We start from the raw sequence: 18,260 nt of genomic DNA, 5'->3' as shown, positions 1-18,260 counted from the left end.
CACCATATACGGCAACATCTGTTTTAAGAGGCGAGAATGAAAATCGGCATATTGGTCTGCGGACATGCGGCCCCCGAAGTTGCAGATCAGTTCGGCGACTATGCGGATATGTTCCACGCCCTCCTGGCCGGACGCGACTTCACGTTTGAGACCTACGATGTGGAGCACTTACAGTTCCCCACAAATATACGCGACTGCGACGGGTGGCTGCTCACCGGTTCACGCCACGGCGCGTACGAGGATCATGCGTTCATTCCGCTGCTGGAGACCTTCATCCGGCAAGCCTACGCCGCCCATGTGCCCATGGTTGGTATCTGCTTTGGCCACCAGATCATCGCGCAAGCGCTTGGCGGGCATGTGGAGAAGTTCGACGGCGGCTGGGCGATTGGCCTGAATGATTACACCTTTGACGATCTTGGGCCGGTAAAGCTGAACGCATGGCACCAAGACCAAGTGCTGCGCTTGCCGGAAGGCGCACAAACCGTGGCGTCCAACGGCTTTTGCGAGCACGCGGCGCTGGTCTACGACGACCGCGCCTTTACGGTACAGCCACATCCGGAGTTCGAGAGCCGCGTGATCCGCGAGTTCGTGCGCTTGCGCAAAGGCAGCGCGGACTATCCTGACGACATCATGGATTTAGCGGTAGAGAACGCGGCGAAAAGCAACGACAACGCTGTGCTCGCCCAGAAAATCACCGACTTCTTCAAACTGCCCCGTGAGGCTGTCCATGCAGATTAGCCCCTTAGACACCGACTGGATGCAGAACCTGCCCGATGCGGCGCAGGAATACTTGAACGGTCACCGTCTGGACGAGGTAGAATGCGTCGTCTCTGACCTGCCTGGTATTGCGCGCGGCAAGGCTGTGCCCGCCTCCAAATTCGCGCGGCAGTCGCAATTTTTCCTGCCCAACTCCATCTACTTCCAAACCATCACTGGTGGTTGGGGCGAAGCCGCTGGTGAAAATGGTTTCACAGAACCCGACATGATCTTGCGACCGGATATGGAGACAGCCTGCGCCGCGCCGTGGACTGGCGACTGGACGCTGCAAGTGATCCACGACGCCTTCGACCAAAATGGCGAACCGATCCCCTTCTCCCCACGCAACGTTCTAAAACGGGTGGTAGAGCTTTACCGCAAGGAAGGCTGGGAGCCTGTCGTAGCGCCTGAGATGGAATTCTACCTCGTCGCGCGAAACATCAATCCAGCGGAAGCGATCATGCCAATGATGGGCCGATCCGGCCGTCCCGCCGCCGCTCGCCAAGCCTATTCGATGAGCGCTGTGGATGAGTTTGGCCCCGTGATTGATGACATCTACGATTTCGCGGAACACATGGGTTTCGAGATCGACGGCATCACCCAAGAAGGCGGCGCAGGTCAGTTAGAAATCAACTTGCAGCACGGTGACCCTGTGAAGCTCGCTGACGAGATTTTCTACTTCAAACGCCTGATCCGCGAAGCCGCGTTGCGCCACGATTGCTTTGCCACCTTTATGGCCAAGCCTATCGAGGGTGAACCCGGTAGTGCGATGCACATTCACCATTCGGTTCTGGACCGCGAGACCGGTAAGAACATTTTTACCGGCGGACGCGGCGCTGAAACGGACGCGTTCTTTCACTTCATCGCCGGTTTGCAAAACCACCTGCCATCGGTCGTGGCGTTGATTGCGCCCTACGTGAACAGCTACCGGCGCTACGTCAAAGACCACGCCGCCCCCATCAATCTGGAGTGGGGCCGCGATAACCGCACCACAGGTATCCGCGTGCCGATCTCCGACGCGGCGTCACGTCGCGTGGAAAACCGCCTCTCGGGGATGGATTGCAACCCGTACCTGAGCATCGCCGCGTCACTGGCCTGCGGCTACCTTGGCCTGAAGGAGCGCAAACGCCCGACCAAAGAATTCAAGGGTGACGCCTATGAGGGCATCGAAGAAATCCCGCGCGACCTGTTTTCGGCACTCGATTTATTCAAAGATGCCAATAAGATGCACAACGTTCTTCATCCGGAATTTGCACGGGTTTACCAGATCGTTAAAACCGCCGAGTACGATGAATTCCTACAAGTCATCTCTCCGTGGGAGCGTGAGCATCTGCTTTTGAGCGTATGAACCTGCTCGACGCGAACGACCGCCGTGGGTGCTACCCCGACGGGTGGTATGCGGACACCGCCGATAAGCTGCCCGCGTTTGACGCCCTAACCAGTGACCAGCGTGCGGACCTTTGCGTCATTGGCGGCGGCTACACAGGTCTGTCCGCCGCGCTACACGCCGCGCAGGCGGGGTTGGACGTCGTCTTAATCGACGCGCAACGCGTTGGATTTGGCGCGTCGGGGCGTAATGGTGGTCAGGTACAATCTGGCTTTAATACGTCTCAGCAAACCCTTGAAAAACTGTTGGGAAAAGACGACGCGATCAAGCTATGGGCAATGTCACAAGGCGCGATGTCCTTGACCAAAAAACTGTGCGCGACCTACGCGCCTGAGGCCCGCTTTACCAATGGCATCGCCCACGCGAATTGGCACGCTGGCGAGACGGTGACAGATCACGCCAATGCGGCCTACTTGGCGGAGCACTATAGCTATGGCGACTTAGAACCCCTCTCCCAAGAAGCGCTCTATGATATCGTGCGGTCCCCCGTTTATCAGGGCGGCACGCTGGATCATGGCGCGGGGCATTTGCATCCGTTGCGCTACGCCTTGGGCTTGGCCCGCGCCTGTGTCGCGGCGGGCGTACGCATCTTTGAGACGACGCGCGCACTGGGGATCGACGGGACCACCGTACGGTGCGACGGCGGGCGGGTTGTCGCCACGCATGTGATCCAAGCGACCAACGGGTATGGCACCGAACTCAGCCGCGACACCGCAACGCGCGTGATGCCGATCAACAATTTCATTGCCGCGACAGCGCCACTTGGCTCGCGCGCGATAGATGTTTTGCGCCGCGACATCGCCGTGTCTGACAGCAAATTTGTGGTGAATTACTACCGCCTGAGTGAGGATGGCAGGCTGCTGTTTGGCGGCGGGGAAAGCTATGGCTACACGTTCCCGACGGACATCGCAGCCGTCGTGCGAAAACCAATGGCGCAAGTGTTCCCACACTTGAAAGGCGTGGAGATCACCCACGCGTGGGGCGGCACTTTGGCGATCACGCGGTCCCGCCTGCCCTCTATCTCGCGCCCGCAACCCGGCGTTCTGGCCGCCGCTGGGTATTCGGGCCACGGCGTCGCTCTTGCGGGTTTCACGGGGAAAGTGCTTGCCGATGCTGTGCGCGGCGACACGGACGGGTTCGATGCGCTGTCTAAACTACCTTGCGCAAAATTTCCGGGCGGCCCTGCGTTCCGCGCCCCGCTGCTTGCGCTCGCCATGACGTGGTTCGCGACACGCGACAAGCTGGGGTTCTAGAAACCCTTTCCGAAGATCGAAAACTAGGTTACAGCTTTTCCGAAGGTAAAATTTGGAAAAGGCGAAGCTGCGATGCGTGACCTCCCACTCGAAGCCCCGAACACCTATAACGCGGAGCCTATCCCAGATGCGGCCCGTGCCGCGATCGAGGCTCTGATGAGCAGCGGCGATCTGTTCCGCTACACCGCGCCGGAAAACTCCCCCGTTGCATTGCTCGAGCAAGAGTTCGCAGAACTATTGGGCGCGAAATACGCGTTGGCAGTGTCGTCCTGCTCCGCCGCGCTGTTCTTGGCGTTGAAAGCGTTGGACCTACCCCGCGACGCGAAAGTCCTGATCCCAGCATTCACCTTTGCCGCCGTGCCCTCTGCAGTGGTCCACGCCGATTGCCTGCCCGTCCTTGTGGAAGTCGGCGACAATTACCGCGTTGATCTGGCCGATTTAGAGGCCAAAATCACGACAGCCGACGCCGTGTTGATTAGCCACATGCGCGGACACACATCCGATATGGACGCCATTCTGGACATGGCAGCGCACCATGGCCTGCCGGTCATTGAAGACGCTGCACACTCGCTTGGCACCAAGTGGAACGGCAAGAACATCGGCACATTGGGCAAGGTCGGCTGCTTCTCGTTCCAGAGCTACAAAATGATCAACGCTGGCGAGGGTGGCATCATGATCACCGATGACGCCGAATTGGTGGCGCGTGCGGTCATTATGTCCGGTGCCTATGAGCACAACTGGTCCAAGCACGCGATCGTCGGCGAAGAAGCCGCCAAGTGGCAAAACAAACTGCCGCTCTATAACCTGCGGATGCAGAACCTGAGCGCCTGCGTGATCCGCCCGCAACTGCCGGAACTGGCCCGCCGTATAGAGAACGGTCGCGCCAACCACGACTATGTCGCGGCGCGGTTGACCGACAGTGGCTACTTCACCGTTCCGGCGCCATTGGCGCCAGAGTTGCGTGCGCCGGACTCTATCCAATTCAATTTGAACGATTTCACGGCCGAGCAGTCGCAAGCCTATATGGACGCCACGAAAGCACGTGGCGTCAGTACGCAGGTGTTCGGGCAATCCAAAGACAACGCACGTGCGTTTTGGAACTGGCAATTCATCCCAGGCGACCTGCCCGATTTGCCGCAAACCCGTGCGATGCTGGCGAAAGCCTGCGACACGCGGCTTCCGGCGCGGCTCACACGGGATGAGTTGGATTACATCGCGGACGCGCTGATTGAGGCGGCCGCCCAAGTGCGCGGATAAGCCTTAGCTCAGAATACGCATCTTATCTTTGAGCCACGGCATTTTATGGGTGCAGTACTCAACGATATCGCGCTGAAACAGCGGGCGCATTTCGGCGGCGACACGCGCCGGAATGTCCTGTGTGGCCCCCTCGCGGGCCATCAGGGATATGCGGCGCGATATCGGCTCGAACGGCAACTCGAAGATGTCCACGCGGTCGATGAAGCGTTTGGCGCGCATCACGCCCAGCGGGGTGAGGATCGTCCACCCCTCCCCCTTGGCGACCATCGCCATGATCGCATGGTAGCTATCGAGCTCAAACCGGTGGGACGCTTTCAGTTTCACGCGCGACAGGTGCGACGCGATCTGGCGGCCCATCACGTGGCGCGATGTGTAAAGGAGAAGCGGATTGGCCCTTAACGCCGCCATCAGGTCGGAGCCCTCACGCACCATCCGGCGCGGTGTCACGACGACGAACGGGTCCTCCATCAAGGGATGCACCTCATAAGACGGCGGCAAGTCGCCGGGTTCTGCTGCCACGGTCATATCCAGCGCCCGCGCTTCCAGCTGGTCCAGCAAGCGATGAGACGCCCCAGTTTCTAGCAGGAACTGCGCCTTTGGCATCTGCTCCGCCAGTCGCGTCAGCAGCGCGGGGGTCACGTCAGCGTCGAAGTCTTCAATCACGCCGATGCGCAACCGCATGCGTGCGGACAGATCGTTCAGCGTTAGCTCCGAAGTTGCCAAAGCCGCCTCGTGCAAAATGGTTTGGGCACGGCGCAAAAACAACTCCCCCGCTTGGGTCAGGGGCATGGGGCGTTCGGTGCGTGTCAGTAAGCGTGCGCCAAGGGCGGCCTCCAGATTGGACAGCTGTTGGCTAACGGCGGACGGGCTAGATCCCAACCTGCGCGCGGCGGCGGTTATGGATGGCTCCTCCGCTGCGGCCACGAAAATCTCGATCTGCCAAAGCGTTATTTTTCCCGGCGTATCAACCATACCAATCCTCATCGCGCACACGCTGATCTCGATTGCCGAGGTCGCGGACCAAGCGTAAGCTAACCCCAACTCAAACTGGAGACCAGAGACATGCGTGACGATAACCCCAACTCTTGGGAAGCCCGCGCCGATGCCCATTCCTTCTACGGATTTACCGACCTGCCCTCGATTGAGGAGCGCGGAACCGTCGTCCTAACCCACGGTGAAGGCCCCTACGTCGTTGACGTCCACGGGCGGCGTTATCTCGACGCAAACTCCGGTCTTTGGAACATGGTGGCGGGGTTTGACCACAAAGGCATGGCCGCTGCAGCTAAGGCGCAATACGATCGCTTTCCGGGCTATCACGCCTTCTTCGGGCGGATGTCGGATCAAACCGTCATGCTGTCCGAGAAACTGATCGACGTCTCACCGTTCGAGCGCGGCAAGGTGTTCTATACCAACTCCGGTTCGGAGGCGAATGACACGTTGGTTAAAATGCTGTGGTTCTTGGGCAGGTCCGAGGGAAAGCCCGAACGCCGCAAAATCTTAACCCGCAAGAACGGCTACCACGGTGTGACGGCCGTATCTGCGTCGATGACGGGCAAACCCTATAACGAGGTCTTTGGCCTGCCGTTGGACGGGTTCATCCACCTCACCTGCCCGCACTACTGGCGCGAAGGCCGCGACGGCGAGACGGAGGCCGAGTTTACCGCCCGTATGGGCGCGGAGCTGGAAGACGTCATCGCCCGCGAAGGTGCCGACACCATCGCGGCGTTTGTGGCGGAGCCTGTCATGGGCGCAGGCGGGGTCATCCCCCCGTCAAAAGGCTATTTCCAGACGATTGCCCCCATCCTGAAGAAACACGGCATTCCATTGGTCGCGGACGAAGTGATCACCGGCTTCGGACGTACAGGGTTTGACTGGGGGTGTCAGGCGTATGACTTCATGCCTGATGCTATTATTTCCTCCAAGAACCTGACGGCGGGTTACTTCCCCATGGGCGCGGTGATCCTTGGGGCAGAGCTAACCGACCGGATGCAAGCGGCCGCCAACGCTATTGAGGAATTCCCGCATGGCTTTACCGCCTCCGGCCATCCCGTGGGTTGCGCGATCGCGCTCAAGGCGATTGAGGTAATCATGGACGGCTCCGACGGTGCCGCGCCGTTGATCGACAACGTGCGCGCCATCACGCCGAAATTTGAAGCTGAAATGACACGGCTTGCCCAGCACCCCCACATCGGGGAGGCACGCGGTATCGGGCTTATGGGCGCGCTTGAGGCCGTCAAGGACAAGGCGACAAAAACGCCGTTCGACGGGTCGCTAAGCGTGTCCGAGCGGATCGCGAACACCTGCACGGATCACGGCCTGATTTGCCGCCCGCTGGGTCAGGCTGTGGTGCTTTGCCCTGCGTTCATAATGACCGATCCACAGATGGATGAAATGTTCCAAAAGCTAGAAGCGGCCTTGAACAAAGTGTTTGAGGAGGTCGTCTAGGCCGGAAGCCGGCCTAGGGTGCAATATAGATGGGCAGGTCTGGCTACTTGCCCATCTTGGCAACGGCGGCCTGCATGTCAGCGAGCTGCTTTTTGATTGCTTCCAACTCTGACGTGTCTTCTTTCTTAGATGTCGCGTCAGACTCGGTCTTTGCGTAATCGTCAGAGCCCGGCCCCGTCCAGCCGCCCATCATCGACTTCATGAAGGCTTCTTGTTGGGCTTTGATCTGCTCAAACCCGGGTACTGACGAAATTGGGCTGGCGATGCTCTCGACCATCTTGGTCTGCCCCTCGCGCAGCATCTCAAAGCTTGCAGCCAGAAAGTCCGGCACCATGCTTTGCGCGTTCGTCGTGTAGCTGCGCACGAGGTCCGTTAACACATTGATAGGGAGAACGTTTTCACCCTTGCTCTCGTTGTCGGCGATAATCTGCAACAAGTATTGGCGGGTCAGGTCGTCACCTGATTTCAGGTCAATAATTTGCACATCACGGCCGCCTTTGATGAAGCCGGAGATGTCATCGAGCGTTACGTAATCGCTGGTCTCCGTGTTGTAGAGTCGCCGCGAGGCGTAACGTTTGATCAACAACGGTGTCTTTTCAGCTTTGGCCACGAAAACCTCCCAGTATTGCGGTGCAGAAAACGCTAGCGCAGGCGCAGAAAAAAGAAAAGGGGCTGGCGGGCAAGCCTGCTATGCACCCCCGTGCCTTATGCGCACAAAAAAGGGCGGGCCCGAAAGGCCCACCCTATAAACCTGCACGCTATCGGGAGGAAAAGCGGCAGTGTTTTGAAAGCGCTAAAGCTTAGGCAGCTTTAGTTGCTTTTTTCGCATTTGCGGTCAGCTCGTCAGTTGCTTTCTTAACAGCAGCCGATGTGTCTTCCTGAATGTCTTTGCCAGCGGCCATCAGCAGCTCAACAGTTTCCATTTGAACTTTTTTCGCAACTTCAGCGAAAGCAGCCAAGTGCTCAGCGGAAGATTCAGCTTGCGATGTTGCGAAGTCGGAAGCGGATTTCGCGTAGTCAGCAGGCTCTGCTTGGGCTTTGGTCACGCCGGACATTTTGGTCAGCGTTTCTTTTGTCCACTTGGAGGACAGCTCAGCGGAAGTCGCTGCGGCGTCCAGTGCAACTTTGGACATTTTTTCGCCCAGTGCTGCGGAATTTTTCAGTGCTTCGTTGTATGCGGACATATCAACCGGGAATGCAGCTGCCATGTCAGAGAATACTTTGGTGAAGTCTTGTGTTTTGTTAGCCATTGTCTTGATCTCCAAAAAATTTGGGTCATCTGCGACCCGGTAACTTGCTTGCGTCTGCAGAATATATACGTGCTGCATTGCAGCATTGCAAGCTTTTTTCTGCACTGCAGCAAAAACTTCACAAAGCGACCGAAAAACGATCAGGGCGCGAGGCAATTTCTTGCGCCCGCGCCTTGTTTAACAGGTGTAAAAGTTGCTTAGGCCTTGTTAGATTTCATCTGAACATAAGTCCCCGGAGCAGGCGCAAGTATCGGAAATTCCTCACTTCCAAGCGTTCGAGCGGGTACTTTCTTCGCCGACTTCCCAGATAACCAACCATCCCAACGCGGCCACCAAGAGCCCTCATTGAAGGTTGCCCCAGCCCACCACGCGTCCTGCGTGCCAGTCATGTCGGTATTGGTGTAGTGGCCGTATTTTTTCTTCGACGGGGGATTGATAATCCCCGCAACATGGCCCGACTCGGAGACAATGAAGGTTTTATCCTTCGATCCGAACTGAGTGATTCCCGCGTAAGAACCACGCCAAGCTGCGATGTGGTCAGTCTCACAAGCGATGGCGCAGATCGGGACGTCGATATCGGTGAGTGACAGTGTCTCACCGAGCAGCTCCATCTCACCTTTGGCCAGCTTGTTCTGCTGACACAAGTTGCGCAAATACTCGACCACAAAGCGGCCTGGCAGGTTGGTGCTATCACCATTCCAGTAGAGCAAATCGAAGGCTGGAGGCGCCTCCCCCAGCATATAACTGCGGATCGCAGGCCCGTAGACCAGATCATTCGCCCGCAGGTAAGAGAACGTTCGCGACATGAAGAAGGAGTGCAGATAGCCCTTCTCCGCGACCTGCCGCTCTATCCCGTCGACAAAATCGTCCTCCAAGAACACGCCCATTTCACCGGGGTCGTCGAAATCGGACAGCATGGTAAAGAACGTAGCCGCCTTCACTGACGTATCGCCGCGCTTCTTCAGCAAAGCCAAAACAAGGGACAGAGTGGTACCGGCGATGCAGTACCCCACCGCGTTCACCTGCTTCTCACCGGTTATCTTTTTGATCTGCTCGAACGCGGTCAGGTATCCCTCGTCTACATAGGTGTCGATCCCGACGTCTGCATAAGTCTCATCGGGGTTGATCCAAGACACCACGAACAGTGTGTGTCCCTGATCTACCAGCCATTTGATGAGGGAATTCTGCGGCTTCAGGTCCATCACGTAAAACTTGTTGATCCACGGCGGGAAGATCACCAGCGGGGTCGCATTGACCTTTTCCGTGGTGGGCTTGTACTGGATCAGCTCAAACATACGGTTTCGAAACACGACGGAGCCTTCGGTGGCGGCAATGTTTTCCCCGATTTTGAACGCGGTCTCATCGGCGAGGCTGACCAGCAAGTCGCCCTCATTCGCCTCTATATCATGCACAAGGTTCTCAAGCCCCTGCACCAAGGATGCGCCATCCGTCTCCACCGCGCGCGACAAGGCTTCGGGGTTCGTCGCCAAAAAGTTGGTCGGCGCAAACATGTCCACGATCTGCTGCGCAAAGAAGGACACGCGACTTTTCTCGTGATCGGACAACCCGTCGAGGTTCTGCATCGCGTCGGTGATAGCCTCCGACGAATACATGTATTGTTGCTTAATGAAGTTGAAATACGGGTGCGTGTCCCAAAGTTCAGACTTGAAACGGCGATCGCTGGGGCCTTTGTCCTCGGGTGGCGTCAACTTGCCGTGGGCGACCTGCTGCTGCGCATCTACATAATGTTTTAACGACTTGCCCCAGTAATTGACCTGCTGCTCCAAAATTTTAGACGGGTTATTCATCATTTCCGCCATATAAGCGGCGGCAGCTTGAATGTAGACGTCCTGACTTGGGGCCTGAAGACCCGGATCAGCTGACTTTTTCTTACCCATCGCCGCGACCAGACGCTTGGACAACACGTCCATTTTGGCAAGATTTGCATTCAAGCGTTCGAGCTTTTCAGCATTGGCACTATCGTCGGATGGATCAGTTTTGGTTGTCATCTTAAGTTTTCCACAATACCTTAATGCTGCAACTGCGAAGTATCGACGTAATGCTTATGTAGCAAAGCGACGAATTGACGTAGGGCAAAGCTTACGCTCGAAAGGAGCTACCCGTGAAGTATATGGCAACTTACGACCTGATGGAAACGATGCGCGTCACCAACCAGTGGTTAGGTGCAACTGCGCAAGCCATGGGTTCATATCCAGCGGCGGGGATGAGCTCCAATCCTTGGCTCAAAATGCTGGGTGCATGGGGCGAAGTGACGGAGCGCACCTTCGCGCGGATGGTCGCAAAACCTGCTTGGAACATCGCCTCTGTTGTGGGGGAAGACGGCCGCGACCACCTCGTGCAGGTCGAGCATGTGTTGACCAAACCATTCGGTGACCTGATCCACTTCAACGTCGCTGACCGCCCAACGATGGACCGCAAAATTCTGCTGGTTGCCCCTATGTCCGGCCACTACGCCACGCTGCTACGCTCGACCGTCGTGAGCCTGTTGCCAGAGGCGGAAGTCTACATCACCGATTGGCACAATGCCCGTGACATTCCGGTCAGCGAAGGCAAGTTCGACATCGAGGACTACACACTCTACCTCGTTGATTTTATGAAAGAAATGGGACCAGACACCCACGTCATTGCCGTTTGCCAACCCGCACCACTGGCTTTGGCCGCGACGGCCTATCTTGCGGAAGAAAACCCCAAGGCACAGCCCCGCTCTCTGACCCTGATCGGTGGCCCGATTGACCCCGATGCGGCCGCTACGGATGTGACCGATTTTGGCCGTCGCATCACGATGGGGCAACTAGAAGAAACCGCGATCCAGCGCGTCGGCTTCAAGTACAACGGCGTGGGCCGCAAGGTTTATCCCGGCCTGCTACAACTGTCGTCTTTCATGTCGATGAATGCCGAGCGCCATGGCACCGCCTTCAAGGAACACATCATGGCCGTGTCCAAGGACGACGTAAGCGCGCAAGCCAAGCACAACAAATTTTACGACGAGTATCTTGCCGTCATGGATATGACCGCAGAGTTCTACCTGTCTACCGTGGAGCGGATCTTCAAAGGCCGTGAAATCGCAAAGAATCAGTTCACCGTAAATGGCAAGAAAGTCGACATCGGAAAGATCACTTCGGTCGCTGTGAAGTCGGTCGAAGGGTCCGAAGACGACATCTCCGCACCCGGTCAGTGCATCGCAGCATTGGATTTATGCACAGGGTTACCCGACGACAAGAAGGCCTCTCATGTGGAGCCAGGGGCCGGACACTATGGTATTTTTGCCGGTAAAAGCTGGCGCAACAACATCCGCCCACTGGTCCTAGAGTTCATCGACGCCAACGCGGACGCGCCAAAACCCGCAAAAAGCAACGTGTCCAAGCTGAAGAAAAAGACAGCCTAAGCCGAAAGCCACCGCTTGAGTGCGGCATTGACCGCCTCAGGCTGCTCCAACGTTGGCAAATGGCCTGCGTCTGGCACGATGCACAGCTCTGCCCCGTGGATCAAATCCGCCATGAACTGGTGGCGCGACACGGGGCAAAGACGATCATATTCCCCACATAAAATAAGCGTCGGAATTTTCAATTTCCGCAACACGTTTTGCTGGTCAGGACGGCGTTGCAAAGCACGGGATTGGCGCAGATAAACGCCCTCGCCCATCTCCAGCGCCATGTCCATCACCAGATCAAGAACCGCCTGACGCCCTGCCCCAGGGGCCAGATAGTCGGGTTTCATGTCCTCGCGCATCACCTCCACAAGTGACCCAGCCATCACTCGCGCAATCTGAGGCTCCCGTGAGGCGGCATAGGCCGGTGTTTCGCTCAGCGCGTTCGTGTCCATAAGCGCCAACCGCGTCACGCGGGTCGGCGCGCGACGCACAACCTCCATCGCGACGATCCCGCCCATCGACAGGCCCGCCAGTGCGAAGGTCGCTGGTGCATTGGCCAGCACCTCCGTCGCCATAGCCTCCACCGTGTCTTGCGCCTGAATAGGCGCTACGTGAATAGCGCGGTCGCGGCCAAGTGTTTTGATTTGGGGGCCGTAAAGGCGTGCATCGCACATCATGCCTGGCAGGAGGACGAGAGGCTCTGGCATTGGGGATTTCCTTGTAAAATAAAAGGCGCGCAGGCGGTGATCGGTCGCGAACGTCTTAACCTGCGGTCCAGCCGCCGTCGACCAGTATAGACGTGCCCGTCACCAAGGCGGAGGCGTCGGAGGCGAGATAGACTGCCGCGCCCATAATGTCTTCGACCATGCCGACACGCGGCAGCTTTATCTTGTCGTCAATCCACGCGCGCTTCTCAGGGTCCGCGAATGTGGTCTCCGTCAGGGGGGTCAGAATGAACGTCGGACAGATCGAATTGACGCGGATATTGTCGGGGCCCCACTCTATCGCCATCGCTTTGTTAAATCCCTCCACCGCATGCTTGCTCCCGCAATAGACAGCACGCTCCTGCCCGCCGACATGGCCCATCTGGCTGGAAATCTGGATGATGGAGCCACCACCACGCCCCCGCATTTGCGCCGCGGCTTGCTGCGCCATAAAGTACGCGGCCTTCATGTTGATCGAGACCACGGCGTCAAAATCATCGGGCATCGTTTCGCTGGCAGGCGTGTGACGTGCCAACCCCGCCGAGTTGCACAAGATGTCGAACGGGCCGTGATCGTTGAACGCGGCCTCAACTGCGGCCAAGTCCGTCACATCCAGCGATAACCCGCTTGCAGAGAGGCCTACGGCCTGCATCTGCGCCACACTGTCCGCGACCTGATCCGCGCTGCGGGCGGCAATCACGACGTCCGCGCCCGCCTCCGCAAGCGCCACCGCGCAGCCAAGCCCGATACCACGTGACCCGCCAGGGACAAATGCGCGTTTTCCGTCAAGCCGGAAGGAAGGGGTTTTAGGTAGTGCCATTTAGGAGGCTCCTGTCCAGGTTTTGGGCATGGCGGGCTGGGTCAAACCGCGAAAGCGCGGAAAATCCATGTATCTAGCGGCGCGGGTCGCGCGGTCTTCCTCCGGCTCTTGCCCCGCGGCCAATAATTTCCCGCGCGGCGCGATATAGCTGGAGATCGTTCGGCGCGGGTGCGGCTCCCAAGTTAGGTTGAATGCCGCAAGTTTTGGAAAATACCACTGCTCCGAATAAGGTAAATGGTCATGTATCCAATAGGCTAAATCGCGCCAGTCACGGCCTTGCGCGTATTGGTCGGCAAACCACGGGATCACAATGGTCGCGCCCCCAATCGGTGCGTCAACCGAGCGGTCCCAGATATGGCACTCGCCCGGATGATCATTGCGCGCGCAGTTCAATTTGTTCTCATTGCCGTAACGGTTAAGCGCGGCAGAGCGATAGCCGGACCGCACGGTAACGCAGCCGAAAGTTTCGTGCAGCGGATCCAGCAATTCCGTGCAGAACGCGCGACCAACTTTTAATGTCAACTCAACATCGTCGGGAATGTTCTGGCGTGCATGAAAATTGCCGATCTCGGAGTACAGAAATTCCCGCATGAAGAAGTATTTGGACAATCGCTCGCGGCCCAAGGTTTCCAACGACCACATGGAGGTAGGCTTACGGCGCACCGTATCCGTTCCAACGAAACGCCCCGTCCCCATCGCGAAGTGGGGAAAACGGGTTGTGGGCAACCTCGAAAACATGACCATCCAGATCGGCAAAGTACCCGTGGTGTCCGCCCCAGAATACATCCTGCGCTGGCTTCAAAATCTTCCCGCCAAGGGCTTCAACCTTGGCCAACACTTTGGCCACGTCTTCTTTCGCACGCACGTTATGTGCCAGCGCGACGCCGGAAAACCCGCCGATGCTGCTCTCGTCGATGCCCAGTTCTGCAGCAAGGCCAGATTTCGGGTAAAGCCCAAGTGTCTGCCCCACCATATCAAAGGCAATGACCCCATCGGGACTATCAGTGCGGGCCCACCCAAGCCCCTCGTAGAAAGACGCGGCGCGCTCCATATCTTCCACGCCAAGCGTGATCAGCGAAATGCGTTGTTCCATAATCTAAATCTCCTCAATCCAGGCTTTCATCACCGCAACAGTCTCTTCGGTTTGGTTCGGGCTCAGGATATCACCTGCGATAACGTGGTTGAACGGATCATCGCCCTCCGCCAGTTCGCGCGGACTTAGGGTAACCGGTCCGCCCCACTTCGTGGAAACCGCGCGGGTTGTCTCAGCCGAAACGACGCCATCACTATCAGAGAACAAGAACAGCGCGGGTGTCGTCACCTTGGAGTAATCCGCGTCGCGGGCATGCTTGACCAAGGCCGCCATCGGGATGAGTGCGGTGGTCGGGTAAAGCGTGGTCCAGTATTTCCCATGATCGTCGTTTATAGGCGCGAAGCTGCGCTCTGCTCCGGCAACGAGCGCCGTCCAGCTACGGGCCAGCGGCCATTCCAACATCACCGACATCGGGGAGCGGACGCGGAAGTTTGGCGACACCATCACAACGCCTTTTACCCGTTCCATCAGCAACGGATCAGTCGCGGCGATTGCCGCAGCGGTGCCCCCCGTCGATGTAGCAATCACGATCACGTCCTGCCCCAGCCGTCGCCCAATCGCCAAGGCTTCCGCCACGTCCTCCAGCCAGTCGCCAGCAACGGGTTCGGCCATCGCCAACGCCCCGCGCCCGTGCCCTTTGAGGCGTGTGTAGAACAAATTGGCCCCGAGCTGGGCCGCGAGCTTGTCCGGCACTGGTCTGATTTCCTCAGACGTCGCGGAAAACCCGTGCACGTAGACAATGCTAACCGGTGTCTGCGCCCCTACCTCACCGGCCCAGACGATCCGCTTTTCAACGCCCTCGGTGATGTCATCAAACTTCGCCTCGGATTTGGCTAAGTACGCGTCAAGGTCATCACCCAAACTACTTTCTTGAAACGTTATTTCGGTGTCCACAGGTTCTGCGGGGACGAACAAATAGATCGCCACCCCGATGACGAGCAAGCCCAGCAGAATGCGGCCCAACCACTGTCCGAAGCGCTGCATCAGATCGCAGTGAGGACGTCAGAAAGCGCGCCCTCGATCATGCTTAATGCCGGACCGTCGGAGAACCGGTGATCCCCGCCTTTAAGCAACGCCAACCGCATATCGTGCCCCTCAGCATGTGCCAGCAACCGCAGCGCGACGGCCATATCGACGTCAGCATCTGCGGTACCTTGCAAGAAGCGCACGGGAAATGGCAAGCGAAGCGGCGTGCGAAGAACCAGATTGTCCCGCCCGTCCTCTATAAGGCGTTTGGTGATAATGTAGGGGTCCCCGTAGTCAGACGGCAACGCCACCTGCCCTGCCGCTAGCTCTTGCTTTTGTGTCTCACTGAAGCCCGCCCACATGCTGTCCTCGGTGAAATCCGGCGCGGCGGCGATGGTAACCAGTCCGGCGATGCGTTCAGGAATGCGCTTCGCCATCAGCAGCGAAATCCACCCCCCCATGGACGAGCCGACGAGCACTTGTGGGCCTTCCGTCAGCCCCTCGATTGCATCACGCGCATCCTGCGCCCAATCGCTGATCGCCCCGTCGGTGAAAAGCCCTGAAGACTGACCGTGGCCGGAGTAGTCGAAGCGCAAGAACGCGCGCCCCTGCGCTTTCGCCCACGCTTCTAGGTGAATGGCCTTGGTGCCCTTCATGTCCGACTTGAAGCCGCCCAAAAACACGACACCGGGCCCCTCCCCCGCGTTACGGTGATAGGCAATGCGGCGTCCCGTGCTGGTTTCAAGGTAATCGGGCATATCGCCTCCCAAATTGTAATGTCTGGTAAGCTAGCGATTGGTGCGGAAGGTGCAACCATGACACGACATGATCTACCGCCCGAGCGTGGCTCAAAAACCCGCACCCGCTGCTATGAAAGACCGCCCAGTCGCATCCCCGCTTGACCTTCGCGCACGACCCCGCCATTTAAGCCACACACATAACCCGCAACCGGGCGTTCCGTGGGCGCCAAACTGACGAGGAGCCAAACACATGGCCTCAATCTCCCTCACTTTTCCTGACGGCAATTCGCGCGACTATGATGCAGGCGTCACCGCCGCCGAAGTCGCAGCGTCCATCGCGTCATCGCTTGCCAAGAAGGCCATTTCTGCCACTGTGAATGGCGAACACTACGACATGGCTTGGCCGATTGAGGCCGATGCGCAAATCGCCATTAACACCATGAAAGACGAAGCCCCCGCGCTGGAGCTTATCCGCCACGACCTGGCGCACATCATGGCGCGCGCGGTGCAGGCTCTGTGGCCAGACGTCAAAGTGACCATCGGTCCAGTGATCGACAACGGTTGGTACTACGATTTCGACCGCGCGGAGCCGTTCTCATCAGAAGACCTCGGCGCGATCGAAAAGAAGATGAAGGAAATCATCAACCTGCGCGATCCCGTTCGCACTGAAATTTGGGACCGGCCACGCGCGGTGAAGTTTTATGAAGACAACGGTGAGCCGTATAAAGTCGAACTCATCGAAAGCATTCCTGGCGACGAGCCGCTGCGCATGTATTGGCATGGCGACTGGCAGGACTTGTGCCGCGGGCCGCACCTGCAACACACCGGCCAAGTACCAGCCGATGCGTTCAAACTGATGTCCGTCGCCGGCGCCTACTGGCGCGGTGATAGCGACCGTGCGATGTTGCAACGCATCTACGGTGTGGCGTTTCAGAACAAAGAAAAGCTCAAGGAATACCTGCACTTCCTTGAGGAAGCCGAGAAGCGTGACCACCGGAAACTTGGCCGCGAGATGGACCTGTACCACATGCAGGAAGAGGCCCCTGGCCAAGTGTTTTGGCACCCCAACGGTTGGACCATCTACACAGAGCTGCAAGACTACATGCGCCGCATGCAGCGTAAAGGTGGCTATGTAGAGGTAAACACGCCTCAAGTCGTTGACCGCAAGCTCTGGGAAGCCTCCGGTCACTGGGAGAAATACCAAGAGAACATGTTCGTCGTCGAAGTGGACGAAGACCATGCCCGCGAGAAATCCGTCAACGCGCTGAAGCCAATGAACTGCCCATGCCACGTGCAGGTCTACAACCACGGATTGAAATCCTACCGCGACTTGCCCCTTCGTATGGCCGAATTCGGGTCCTGCGCGCGTTATGAGCCATCCGGCGCGTTGCACGGCATCATGCGGGTCCGTGGGTTCACACAGGATGATGGCCACATCTTCTGCCGCGAGGACCAGATCGAAGCGGAAACCGCCGTATTCATCGACTTCCTGTCGACTGTTTACAAAGACCTCGGCTTTGAAAACTTTAGCGTTAAATTTTCTGATCGCCCGGACACCCGCGCGGGGTCGGACGAGGTTTGGGACAAGGCGGAGGCCGCCCTTTTGTCCGCCACACGTGCGGCGGGGATTGAGCCGGAGCTGAACCCCGGTGAGGGTGCCTTCTACGGGCCAAAGCTTGAATTTGTGTTAACAGACGCCATCGGTCGTGACTGGCAGTGCGGCACGCACCAAGTCGACTTCGTGCTGCCTGAGCGCCTTGACGCGACCTACATCGGCGAGGATGGCAACAAGCACCGCCCTGTCATGCTGCACCGCGCAACGCTCGGCTCTTTCGAGCGGTTCATCGGGATTTTGATCGAAGAGCATTCCGGTAAGCTGCCGTTCTGGCTGGCACCGCGTCAGGTGGTTGTGGCGTCTATCATCTCGGACGCAAACGAGTATGTGATTGAAACAGTTGAGAAACTGCGCGCCGCTGGCATCCGTGCGGAGGCTGACACCCGCAACGAGAAGATCAACTACAAGGTGCGCGAGCATTCGGTCGGCAAGGTTCCCGTGATCCTTGCGGTCGGCAAAAAAGAGGTTGAGGACGGCACCGTTACGCTGCGCCGTTTGGGCGAAAAGCACACCTCCGTCGTGGAGACGGAGGCGCTGATCGCGGACCTTAAGGCAGACGCCTGCCCACCTGATCTTAAGTAAA

General features: G+C 58.1%; 17 protein-coding genes. 7 read left to right on the top strand and 10 right to left on the bottom strand.

What is annotated here, in order from left to right; all coding sequences use genetic code 11:
* Positions 1 to 36: 36 nt before the first annotated feature.
* The 4 genes from BLW66_RS02480 to BLW66_RS02465 all read left to right on the top strand — a co-directional run bounded on the left by BLW66_RS02480 (position 37) and on the right by BLW66_RS02465 (position 4,653).
* Positions 37 to 738 carry a type 1 glutamine amidotransferase gene (locus tag BLW66_RS02480; RefSeq protein WP_089944516.1) on the top strand — a complete coding sequence of 234 codons (702 nt, stop codon included), beginning with the start codon at positions 37 to 39 and terminating at the stop codon, positions 736 to 738.
* Complete coding sequence (locus BLW66_RS02475) at positions 728 to 2,104, top strand: glutamine synthetase family protein (RefSeq protein WP_089944513.1); 1,377 nt, start codon at positions 728 to 730, stop codon at positions 2,102 to 2,104. Before BLW66_RS02480 ends, BLW66_RS02475 begins: the two co-directional genes overlap by 11 nt.
* Positions 2,101 to 3,396 carry an NAD(P)/FAD-dependent oxidoreductase gene (locus tag BLW66_RS02470; RefSeq protein ID WP_089944510.1) on the top strand — a complete coding sequence of 432 codons (1,296 nt, stop codon included), beginning with the start codon at positions 2,101 to 2,103 and terminating at the stop codon, positions 3,394 to 3,396. The genes BLW66_RS02475 and BLW66_RS02470 overlap by 4 nt, the downstream gene beginning before the upstream one ends.
* Before the next feature lie 72 nt (positions 3,397 to 3,468).
* The gene (locus tag BLW66_RS02465) at positions 3,469 to 4,653 is read left to right on the top strand and encodes a DegT/DnrJ/EryC1/StrS family aminotransferase (protein ID WP_089944507.1); all 1,185 of its coding nucleotides are present in this window, start codon (positions 3,469 to 3,471) and stop codon (positions 4,651 to 4,653) included.
* A gap of 3 nt (positions 4,654 to 4,656) precedes the next feature.
* Here the strand turns inward: BLW66_RS02465 and BLW66_RS02460 are convergent, their stop codons facing one another.
* Positions 4,657 to 5,625 (bottom strand): LysR family transcriptional regulator, encoded by a 969-nt coding sequence (locus BLW66_RS02460; protein WP_089944503.1) that lies wholly within the window; start codon positions 5,623 to 5,625, stop codon positions 4,657 to 4,659.
* 90 nt (positions 5,626 to 5,715) lie between these two features.
* On the opposite strand from BLW66_RS02460, the gene BLW66_RS02455 reads away from it, so the two are divergent.
* Positions 5,716 to 7,098, top strand: a complete 1,383-nt coding sequence (locus tag BLW66_RS02455; protein WP_089944500.1) for an aminotransferase — start codon at positions 5,716 to 5,718, stop codon at positions 7,096 to 7,098.
* Between the two features lie 43 nt (positions 7,099 to 7,141).
* Here the strand turns inward: BLW66_RS02455 and phaR are convergent, their stop codons facing one another.
* The 3 genes from phaR to BLW66_RS02440 all read right to left on the bottom strand — a co-directional run bounded on the left by phaR (position 7,142) and on the right by BLW66_RS02440 (position 10,357).
* A complete protein-coding gene (gene phaR / locus BLW66_RS02450) occupies positions 7,142 to 7,708 on the bottom strand; it encodes a polyhydroxyalkanoate synthesis repressor PhaR (protein WP_089944497.1) in 567 nt (188 codons plus the stop codon).
* A 190-nt stretch (positions 7,709 to 7,898) separates the two neighbouring features.
* A complete protein-coding gene (locus BLW66_RS02445) occupies positions 7,899 to 8,348 on the bottom strand; it encodes a phasin, PhaP (protein WP_089945635.1) in 450 nt (149 codons plus the stop codon).
* A 197-nt stretch (positions 8,349 to 8,545) separates the two neighbouring features.
* Positions 8,546 to 10,357, bottom strand: coding sequence for a PHA/PHB synthase family protein (locus tag BLW66_RS02440; RefSeq protein ID WP_089944494.1), 1,812 nt, complete (start codon positions 10,355 to 10,357; stop codon positions 8,546 to 8,548).
* Positions 10,358 to 10,470: 113 nt separating this feature from the next.
* Between BLW66_RS02440 and phaZ the strand changes: the two genes are divergently transcribed.
* Positions 10,471 to 11,754 carry a polyhydroxyalkanoate depolymerase gene (gene phaZ, locus BLW66_RS02435; protein ID WP_089944492.1) on the top strand — a complete coding sequence of 428 codons (1,284 nt, stop codon included), beginning with the start codon at positions 10,471 to 10,473 and terminating at the stop codon, positions 11,752 to 11,754.
* On the opposite strand, the gene BLW66_RS02430 is transcribed toward phaZ, so the two are convergent.
* The 6 genes from BLW66_RS02430 to BLW66_RS02405 are packed head-to-tail and all read right to left on the bottom strand — an operon-like array spanning position 11,751 to position 16,080.
* Entirely contained in the window at positions 11,751 to 12,446 is a 696-nt protein-coding gene (locus tag BLW66_RS02430) for an alpha/beta fold hydrolase (protein WP_089944489.1), read from the bottom strand. The genes phaZ and BLW66_RS02430 overlap by 4 nt on opposite strands.
* A gap of 55 nt (positions 12,447 to 12,501) precedes the next feature.
* Positions 12,502 to 13,263 (bottom strand): SDR family NAD(P)-dependent oxidoreductase, encoded by a 762-nt coding sequence (locus tag BLW66_RS02425; RefSeq protein WP_089944486.1) that lies wholly within the window; start codon positions 13,261 to 13,263, stop codon positions 12,502 to 12,504.
* A complete protein-coding gene (locus tag BLW66_RS02420; RefSeq protein WP_089944484.1) occupies positions 13,264 to 13,905 on the bottom strand; it encodes a hypothetical protein in 642 nt (213 codons plus the stop codon). It abuts the gene before it with no gap.
* Positions 13,906 to 13,915: 10 nt separating this feature from the next.
* On the bottom strand, positions 13,916 to 14,356 hold the full coding sequence (locus BLW66_RS02415) for a VOC family protein (RefSeq protein WP_089944481.1): 441 nt from the start codon (positions 14,354 to 14,356) through the stop codon (positions 13,916 to 13,918).
* A 3-nt stretch (positions 14,357 to 14,359) separates the two neighbouring features.
* Positions 14,360 to 15,340, bottom strand: coding sequence for an alpha/beta hydrolase (locus BLW66_RS02410; protein WP_089944479.1), 981 nt, complete (start codon positions 15,338 to 15,340; stop codon positions 14,360 to 14,362).
* Positions 15,340 to 16,080 (bottom strand): alpha/beta fold hydrolase, encoded by a 741-nt coding sequence (locus BLW66_RS02405; protein ID WP_089944476.1) that lies wholly within the window; start codon positions 16,078 to 16,080, stop codon positions 15,340 to 15,342. Before BLW66_RS02405 ends, BLW66_RS02410 begins: the two co-directional genes overlap by 1 nt.
* A 232-nt stretch (positions 16,081 to 16,312) precedes the next feature.
* Between BLW66_RS02405 and thrS the strand changes: the two genes are divergently transcribed.
* Positions 16,313 to 18,259: a threonine--tRNA ligase gene (thrS, locus tag BLW66_RS02400; RefSeq protein ID WP_089944473.1), complete on the top strand. Its 1,947-nt coding sequence runs from the start codon at positions 16,313 to 16,315 to the stop codon at positions 18,257 to 18,259.
* Position 18,260 lies beyond the last annotated feature (1 nt).

Origin of the sequence: Litoreibacter albidus, from assembly GCF_900107015.1 — a bacterium.
GTDB classification, from domain to species: Bacteria; Pseudomonadota; Alphaproteobacteria; order Rhodobacterales; family Rhodobacteraceae; genus Litoreibacter; species Litoreibacter albidus.
Note: the sequence above shows the minus strand (reverse complement) of the source record. Positions and strands in the feature narration are given on the sequence as shown.

Bases quoted from the DNA above. Each gene is read 5' to 3' on its own strand.
- BLW66_RS02480 (WP_089944516.1), top strand. From the start codon at position 37: ATGAAAATCGGCATATTGGTCTGCGGACATGCGGCCCCCGAAGTTGCA.
- BLW66_RS02475 (WP_089944513.1), top strand. From the start codon at position 728: ATGCAGATTAGCCCCTTAGACACCGACTGGATGCAGAACCTGCCCGAT.
- BLW66_RS02470 (WP_089944510.1), top strand. From the start codon at position 2,101: ATGAACCTGCTCGACGCGAACGACCGCCGTGGGTGCTACCCCGACGGG.
- BLW66_RS02465 (WP_089944507.1), top strand. From the start codon at position 3,469: ATGCGTGACCTCCCACTCGAAGCCCCGAACACCTATAACGCGGAGCCT.
- BLW66_RS02460 (WP_089944503.1), bottom strand. From the start codon at position 5,625: ATGGTTGATACGCCGGGAAAAATAACGCTTTGGCAGATCGAGATTTTC.
- BLW66_RS02455 (WP_089944500.1), top strand. From the start codon at position 5,716: ATGCGTGACGATAACCCCAACTCTTGGGAAGCCCGCGCCGATGCCCAT.
- BLW66_RS02445 (WP_089945635.1), bottom strand. From the start codon at position 8,348: ATGGCTAACAAAACACAAGACTTCACCAAAGTATTCTCTGACATGGCA.
- BLW66_RS02440 (WP_089944494.1), bottom strand. From the start codon at position 10,357: ATGACAACCAAAACTGATCCATCCGACGATAGTGCCAATGCTGAAAAG.
- BLW66_RS02430 (WP_089944489.1), bottom strand. From the start codon at position 12,446: ATGCCAGAGCCTCTCGTCCTCCTGCCAGGCATGATGTGCGATGCACGC.
- BLW66_RS02425 (WP_089944486.1), bottom strand. From the start codon at position 13,263: ATGGCACTACCTAAAACCCCTTCCTTCCGGCTTGACGGAAAACGCGCA.
- BLW66_RS02420 (WP_089944484.1), bottom strand. From the start codon at position 13,905: ATGTGGTCGTTGGAAACCTTGGGCCGCGAGCGATTGTCCAAATACTTC.
- BLW66_RS02415 (WP_089944481.1), bottom strand. From the start codon at position 14,356: ATGGAACAACGCATTTCGCTGATCACGCTTGGCGTGGAAGATATGGAG.
- BLW66_RS02410 (WP_089944479.1), bottom strand. From the start codon at position 15,340: ATGCAGCGCTTCGGACAGTGGTTGGGCCGCATTCTGCTGGGCTTGCTC.
- BLW66_RS02405 (WP_089944476.1), bottom strand. From the start codon at position 16,080: ATGCCCGATTACCTTGAAACCAGCACGGGACGCCGCATTGCCTATCAC.
- thrS (WP_089944473.1), top strand. From the start codon at position 16,313: ATGGCCTCAATCTCCCTCACTTTTCCTGACGGCAATTCGCGCGACTAT.